Genomic DNA, 7,153 nt, shown 5'->3' with positions numbered 1-7,153 from the left:
TCAAAATGGTAATAAGAAGGCCGCTGCTTAACCCCTAAGCAGCTTAACTACGTGTCCACGATTTGCGGGCAACCCTAAGAGCCGACCAATAAGGCCAAGATTGATGCGATTGAAAAGAAGCTGCTTGCTAAACACTGAAATGGATGCCCATCTGGGAAGTAAGCGTACCGCCCTGTTCCCTAGGCCTGGTCATTTCCAACGATCCGTAGCCAGAGTTGATGGTCTTGGTATAAAACCCATTACGGTGATTGCCGCCGTGAGCTAGTTCACCTTTAGGCTTTCGTCTTCCGGCCGGCATGGCCGTAGCCCAAATGCGCATGACTTTCCGCCTGCAGAGCATCGATGGAAGTCGACAGCTCGCCGATCAAACTCGCGAGAGCAGGATTTTACATCAGTTTCTCGCTGATCTCATTGCCCCCATTACGTTGTTAGCAGTTCCGCTTGAAGGAGCCCAGGATTCGTAACTCTGCCCCTGTGCAGAGGCAGGTTATGTTTGTCTGCGTTCCTTTTGCTTTTCTTTTTGAGGAGCAGTGGAACTAGTCGCTGGCTTCGGTATGGCTTATTTTCGTCCCTGTCTGACAATGATCCGGGGGGTGATGCCGCCGAAGGCAGTGACACACTCCAAACTGCTAATAGGAACCTGACCCACATCAAGTGTGTGAGATCTCAAAGTAATGTGGATGCCAGCATGAAGTATGTCCGACCACCAGCGATGAAAGAAGTCCCATACTCATTAAACTCGCTAGGAGGTCTGACATGGTCTACGACTATGTCATCGGAATGGATGTTGGAAAATACTTCCACCACGCTTGCGTCTTAGATAGCCACGGCGCCCAGGTTCTATCCAAACGAATCAATCAAAACGAGCAGGCTTTACACGCGCTCTTTTCGAATTTCTACTCTGGTAACAACAAGGTCCTTGTCGTTGTTGACCAGCCAAATAACATTGGCCGACTTACTGTCGCGGTAGCCCAAGACCTTGGAATTGATATGCGCTATCTTCCCGGCTTGGCAATGCGTCAGCTCTCACACATCCATGCCGGAAACGCCAAAACGGACATCCGAGATGCCTACATCATCGCCCACGCTGCAAAGAACCTTCCAGAATCCCTTCGCAGTGTCGACCGCATCGAAGAAGCCTTCCGCCAGTTGAAAGTCCTCAACGGCATCGACGAAGACTTAGCACGCTCCTACACCAGACTCATCAACCAGATTCGAAGCGCACTTGTTGGTTGCTACCCGCAATTCGAACAGGCCATTCGCGGCCAAATAATCCACCGCAAATGGGTCCTGCACCTACTTGCACGCTACGGCGGGCCCACCAAGATAAAACGCTTAGGCAAGGCCAAGGCAGCTGCCTTTGCTCGACGCTATAAGGCACGCAATCCCGAGCCAGTTATCGATGCGATATTCGCTGCCATTGCTGAGCAAACAGTCACCATTGCCGGTGCACACTATGCAGAAATGGGCGTAGCAATGTCAGCAAAGGACGCACTTTTAAAGCTCGAGCACCGCAAACAAATCGACAAGGAAGTCATCGAGCTCATCAACGACATCCCCCACACTCAAATCCTGCTATCCATGCCGGGAATCGGGCCGAAGACGGCTGCCCAAATTCTCATGACCGCGGGCGATATGTCCGACTTTCCGTCAGCTGGGCACCTAGCCTCTTACGCTGGCTTATCGCCCCGAACGAATCAGTCCGGAACCTCGATCATGTCGAACTCACTGAATAGAGCCGGCAACAAAAAACTAAAGAACGCCCTATGGCAATCATCTTTTGCATCCAACAGATTCCACGAGCGTTCACGCCAATTCTATGAACGAAAGCGCAATGAAGGCAAAAGACACAACGCCGCAGTCGTAGCACTCGCCCGCAGACGACTCAACGTCCTCTACGCCATGATGCGCAACCACGAGTATTACCACGACCCCGCCCCAGCAAAGGAAACCGCAGCAGCCTAACCCCTAACAACGAAACAAGCCGACTGGGAAAAATCCCAGTCGGCTACCAGTCGCGCGCAAAACAACACACCTAAAAATCCCGAGTTAGAGATCTGCCCCCGTCCACCCCACCCGCGAGATTGACAAACTACATAGGAACACCCCCTATTGGGGTATCCTTTCTTCTATTATTATTCTCGAGTTGCGAGTAGTCCGGAGCCCCTTACAATTATGGGTGTTCCAGTTTAAATCTGCTGGATAAACACCTAATGTAACTACCTCGAAAGGACTAGTCCATGGAAGATATCCTGGTAAACGGCATCCTAGCTTCTCTGAGTACTGCTCGCGATCTCGGCCTCGAAGTACTCGAAAATGGATCCGCCCTGTTTGACGCTGCCGCAACTTCTTCTAAGGGCTCTTCCCAGAAACTGGAAGGGTCCTCTGAAGCAGGCAAGCACTTTTACCACATCATTGACGCAATCGGATAAATTGTAATCCTACGAAGTCCGACCCCTGTGCCTACGCGGGGAGTCGGACTTTTTCTATACCGTTTCCGTTTCCCCAACAAACCTTGCGCGAAACGTAGGGCTCGCCCTCCGGAAAGTGGACACGCTAGGGGTTGGGCACATTTGTAGAAAGAGAAACGATGGAGCTTTAAAACGTAGTAAATCCGCTTTGTCATCAGTCGCGACATGCTTAGCAAGCCAGTCACAGCTGAGCCTTTTGGCCTACGCCTCGCCTCAGCGCCGTAGAGGCCAAGTACTATATCTCCGAGCCGCCAACAGCGCCCATTAAAGCGAAACCAAGTCTAAGTCGCTTCAGTTAATTCTCTTTACTGAAAATGAATAGAAAGATAATAGTCAGCACTGCAAATACAATAATAATTCCGTGTCACCATTTAACAAACACGGAAATTACCATTTAGAGGGCCACAATTGTAGCTAGAATCTTATTCCACATAACTGCTCGCCAAATCGTTTTTGATTCAGTACCGAAATGGGATTTACATCAGTTACCCCCTAAGTGTGCATCACAATCGATGTGGCGGGAGTCTTGTACGGTAGTGGGTTACCGACTTACTGACGAAAATTTTACTGCATCCTAATTCTCTTTGAAGTGGCGGCACGGGTGAGAAAAGCGGAGCCTAATTCAAGTTTGGTGGATACCATATACCTAGCTTGGCCAAGACTATGCATCACATCAAACATGCCACGACTGACCTTTAGACCATCACAATTCCTTTCCTCCTAGCCGGACAAGTTTACGGTATGGCCTGAATAGCGCATTAGCTCCCACAGCGTCGAATTACACCCACTGCTGGAGCCTTTGTCATAGCCTCAATCGAGACGTCCGAAAAATTGATCCATCATTCTGATAATCATCAACCAACCGGTGCCGATGACGGTGTAAATGACGATGTTGACGATGAAAGCGATAAACTCCACCAGGAACTACTCCACGGTCTGACAAAACCTGAGCTGTAGATATCGTCGGCGGAACCGGCGGCGTAGTGGCTTTGACCACCCCGATCAGGTTGTTAACAGCGCGCTATTTACTAGCTATCCGCACCGCACGATGGGCTGTGGATCGTAGACCGTGGTCTTGGTCTCGCGGGAAAGCTCGTTGCCGCTGAGATCCTTGATGATGCGGGTATCGGACGTCGTAAAGCCCGGGGCGCCAGATGATGGTGAGCAATTGCTGCCCGGCACGGACATTGGCTGTGGTTCGGTCTTGGCCCAGCGGCCGTTATTGATGGATTCCACCTCTACCGTCTTGGTGCCCTTCAAGCGGACGGTGATATTGCCGCCGCCAAAACTGGTCTCGATCTGCACTGGGGTATTGAAGGTATTGGTAAATTGCAGGTCAATGGCACCCTCGTACACGGTGGCTTCGCGGCCGGCCGGGTAGCGGGAAATGTAGTACGAGTGCGGAGTGTGCGCAGTATCTTGCATGCCGGCGAAGTAGGCGGCGTTATACAGGGTGGTGGCGAACTGGGAGATGCCACCGCCCACGGCGGTACCAGAGTGGCCGTTGATGATGATGCCGGATTCCACATAGCCCTGCGCGGTGCCGCGGGGGCCGGTGTAGCCGTTGAGGGAGAAGGTCTCACCGGGGTTGACAACGGCGCCGTTGACCTCTTGGGCAACGAGCTGGATATTGCGTCCAGAGGCGGAGGAAAAGCCGCCGGTAGAAAACTCGCCCACGGTATCGTTAAACGTCGCGTTTTCGGCGTCCTCGGTGGTGAAATCGGCCGGGTCAGGCTTGTAGGTTGCGTCCCACTCGCGGTCATCGCCAGTCACGCGCTTATCAAAGCCCTCCATGGTGGGCTTCCAGTCAATGATCTCACCGTCCTGGGAGGGGGTGACCTGCCGGGAGCCACCGGCGAAATTCACCTTGGCGTTCACGCCAGGCACGTCGGCGCCATCGCTGCGCTCTTGCAGCAATTGCTGCGCGCGGTTGCTATCCACCACCAGGTGCAGCTGGCCGTCCTTTTTCTCAATGCTGGTGAACTGGGAGATCTCCGGTTTATTCAGCGTGGCGGTGACGTTATTTTTGGCCTTCAAGGTCAACGGGTTATCCAGGGCCTTGGCGGCATCGCCGGTGCGCATCTTTTCAATGGCTTCATCATTAATGGCCGGCTCGATTTCTTCCGGCTCCACCTGCACGCCATCTTTGTCCAGCCAATTCGCTGCCACGGCATCGTGCAATTCGGTGCCGTCTACGGTCTGGCCCAACGTGGGATCGGTGACCTTGAGCTCGCCATTATTAAGCTCGAGCATGCCGTCGACCGGTTCGGTAGAAAGCTCGTCTTTGACGCGGTCGAGGGTGGGCTGCAGCTTGCTATCGTCCACATCGGTTTCTACCGGGATATCTTCGGTGGAGCGAAAGAAACTAACCAGCCGGGTAATCGGATTGAGCGAAGGCTCCTCGATGCCATCGACGGCGGCCTGGTTATCCAGCGCTAGGCCGGATTCGGCAGGGGTAAATTCAGACTGCAGATCGCCCGCGCTCACGGTCACGGGCTGGGTCTCAACACCATTGAGCTCGTCCTCGAGCTTGGCCACGGCGGCGGTGCGCTCCATGGCGGAGATATCCACGCCGCCGACGGAGACGCTGCGCGGGATCTTGTCCTGGTTTGCTATGACATCCCAGGCATAAGCGATGCCCGCAATGAGGACGAAGCCAACGATCACGCCAAGCGTGATGAGCCAGCCCTTTGCACCGTTTTTTCCTTCTGCCTTCTTCACGCCTTAAAGGTTAACGGGTATAGGGGCGTTTTTCCTAGTCGCTGTCCCCATCGTGTACATGGCGGGCGGCATCGCCGAGGCGCTCAGGGGCCAACCTGCCCTCATCCACGGCGCCCACGACGGCATCGATCACCGCATTGATATCTTCCTCTGTGGACCACAGGGGCATGTCGGCACCGGCGGCGAGGGAGGTAATGACGGCATCGGCAAGCGGAAGCGAATCCGAAATGGCCGCCATGCCGCCAATATCATCGGTATAGATGGTGCCGTCATACTGCAAGGCCTCGCGGGCAAGGCCGTAGGCCTCCGGCAGGATGGAGGCTGGGGTCTGGCCATCGCCCAGGCCCGGCACCGCGAGGTGGCCCACCATTAGCGCCGCATTCGGGGCTGCGGGAATGGCATTCCGGAAGGGAATGAACTCGTGGTTCTCAAGCTCTTCGAGCGGCGGGGTAATGGCCTCCGCCAGGTGGGTATCGCCCGAGGCGCGGCCGTGGCCCGGGAAGTGCTTGAATACGGCCTTGACCCCGGCGGCATCCAGCCCGCGGGCGAAGGCTGCGCCATATTCGCCGGCCTGGGCAGGGTCGGTAGAAAAGGCGCGGTCGCCCACGACTTCGAGGCCATCACCATCGACATCGAGCACCGGCGCAAAGTCCACGTTGATGCCGTAGTCCATGAGCCGCTTGCCGATGTCCCCCGCCAGCTGTTCCACCTGCTCCGGCGAGTTTTCCGCCGCCATCTGCTGTGCGGAGGGGTATTCGCCCAGGATTTCAGAAAAACGCTGCACGCGCCCGCCCTCAAAGTCGATGGCAACCTCAAAATCGCGGCCTAGTTCCGCGCGCAGGGCGTTAATATTGCGGCCCTCTTCTTCCAGCAATCCAGGATCCGCCCAGCTCGGGATGAAGATGCCTCCCACGCCGGCCTCCAGCTTGGCCTTGGCGTCCTCGTAGCTGGTTGCCGGCGGCATGAGCACCGAGGCGGCGGTGGCGCGAATATCTTCCGGCGTCGGCGCTGGCGCCGGGGCTGGGGCGGCCTCCGTGGCGGACGCGGCGCTACCCGGCGATGAGGGCGCGGGGGCCGCAGACTCGCGCGCCTTGTCCTCGTCCGAGGCGGAATTAGAGCAGGCGCTCAGCACCGCCACGAGGCCCAAACTGGCAATGATGCGGGAATATGTCATGCCTTCCAGTGTGCAGGATTCCTCGCGAACTGTCCCAAGCGGTGGGTAGACTAGTGACATGAGTAACGGCAAAACAATGTTAATTGCCTATGATGGCACCGAACGCGCCGACCGCGCCTTGGAGTACGCCGCCCAGCTTTTGCGCCCCTCCACGGTGGAAATCCTCACCGCGTGGGAGCCGGTAGCCCGCCAAACCGCGCGCGCCGTGAGCCGCACGGGCATGCACCAATCCACCGTGTCCCCCGATAGCGTGGAAGACGATCCCGCCTACGAAGAGGCGCTGAAGATCTGCCGCCAGGGCACCCAGTTGGCCGAAAACCTAGGCCTAGCCGGCCGCGCCCACCTCGTGGAATCCGCCACCACCATCTCTTCGGCCATCGTGGATGCAGCACACGAGCTCGACGTGGATGTCATCGTGACCGGCACCCGCGCGCTCACCGGCTTTCGCGCTTGGTGGACCAACTCCACGGCGGACCAGATCGTGCGCAATGCGGGCCTGCCCGTCTTTATCGTCCCGCAAGAAAACGACGAAGACGCGGATGACGACGATCCGGAATACTTCTAAGTAACTGCTAATATCTTTAGCCATGGCTCTGGAATCCGATTCTTTAAACAAGCGCACCCTCGGCCCCGCCGTGGGTAGCGCTGTTGTGGGCATCGCCCTGGGCATTATCACCATCATCGGCATCGCCCAGTTCTCCGGCAGCGATACCGTGCCCGAAGGCAATGCTGTCTCCGCCGATGATGCGGTGCTGGGCGGGCCTGAATACGGTTCCCGCAATTAGAT

Annotated in this window: 6 protein-coding genes and 1 pseudogene; 4 read left to right on the top strand and 3 right to left on the bottom strand. The window is 56.3% G+C overall.

Annotated features, from left to right (window positions below; translation table 11 throughout):
• Positions 1-148: 148 nt before the first annotated feature.
• Positions 149-407 (bottom strand): annotated as a pseudogene (locus ABRP95_RS12105) (IS256 family transposase); the annotation flags it as partial.
• Between the two features lie 349 nt (positions 408-756).
• On the opposite strand from ABRP95_RS12105, the gene ABRP95_RS10825 reads away from it, so the two are divergent.
• Positions 757-1,965 (top strand): IS110 family RNA-guided transposase, encoded by a 1,209-nt coding sequence (locus ABRP95_RS10825; RefSeq protein WP_349839443.1) that lies wholly within the window; start codon positions 757-759, stop codon positions 1,963-1,965.
• Between the two features lie 275 nt (positions 1,966-2,240).
• Positions 2,241-2,432 (top strand): hypothetical protein, encoded by a 192-nt coding sequence (locus ABRP95_RS10820; RefSeq protein WP_349839442.1) that lies wholly within the window; start codon positions 2,241-2,243, stop codon positions 2,430-2,432.
• Between the two features lie 1,071 nt (positions 2,433-3,503).
• Here the strand turns inward: ABRP95_RS10820 and ABRP95_RS10815 are convergent.
• Both ABRP95_RS10815 and ABRP95_RS10810 read right to left on the bottom strand, forming a co-directional pair.
• Positions 3,504-5,192 (bottom strand): VanW family protein, encoded by a 1,689-nt coding sequence (locus ABRP95_RS10815; protein WP_284771192.1) that lies wholly within the window; start codon positions 5,190-5,192, stop codon positions 3,504-3,506.
• Between the two features lie 34 nt (positions 5,193-5,226).
• Positions 5,227-6,366 carry a glycoside hydrolase family 3 N-terminal domain-containing protein gene (locus ABRP95_RS10810; RefSeq protein ID WP_349839441.1) on the bottom strand — a complete coding sequence of 380 codons (1,140 nt, stop codon included), beginning with the start codon at positions 6,364-6,366 and terminating at the stop codon, positions 5,227-5,229.
• A gap of 58 nt (positions 6,367-6,424) precedes the next feature.
• Here ABRP95_RS10810 and ABRP95_RS10805 point away from each other — a divergent pair, with 58 nt between their 5' ends.
• Together ABRP95_RS10805 and ABRP95_RS10800 are read left to right on the top strand one after the other, a co-directional pair.
• Positions 6,425-6,931, top strand: a complete 507-nt coding sequence (locus ABRP95_RS10805) for a universal stress protein (RefSeq protein WP_034659544.1) — start codon at positions 6,425-6,427, stop codon at positions 6,929-6,931.
• A 22-nt stretch (positions 6,932-6,953) separates the two neighbouring features.
• Complete coding sequence (locus ABRP95_RS10800) at positions 6,954-7,151, top strand: DUF2613 domain-containing protein (protein WP_023024221.1); 198 nt, start codon at positions 6,954-6,956, stop codon at positions 7,149-7,151.
• Positions 7,152-7,153 lie beyond the last annotated feature (2 nt).

Origin of the sequence: Corynebacterium sp. KPL2895 (genome assembly GCF_040225815.1) — a bacterium.
Classification (GTDB): domain Bacteria; phylum Actinomycetota; class Actinomycetes; order Mycobacteriales; family Mycobacteriaceae; genus Corynebacterium; species Corynebacterium rhinophilum.
The sequence above is the reverse complement of the archived record's forward strand: the minus strand, read 5'-3'. Positions and strand labels throughout refer to the sequence as shown.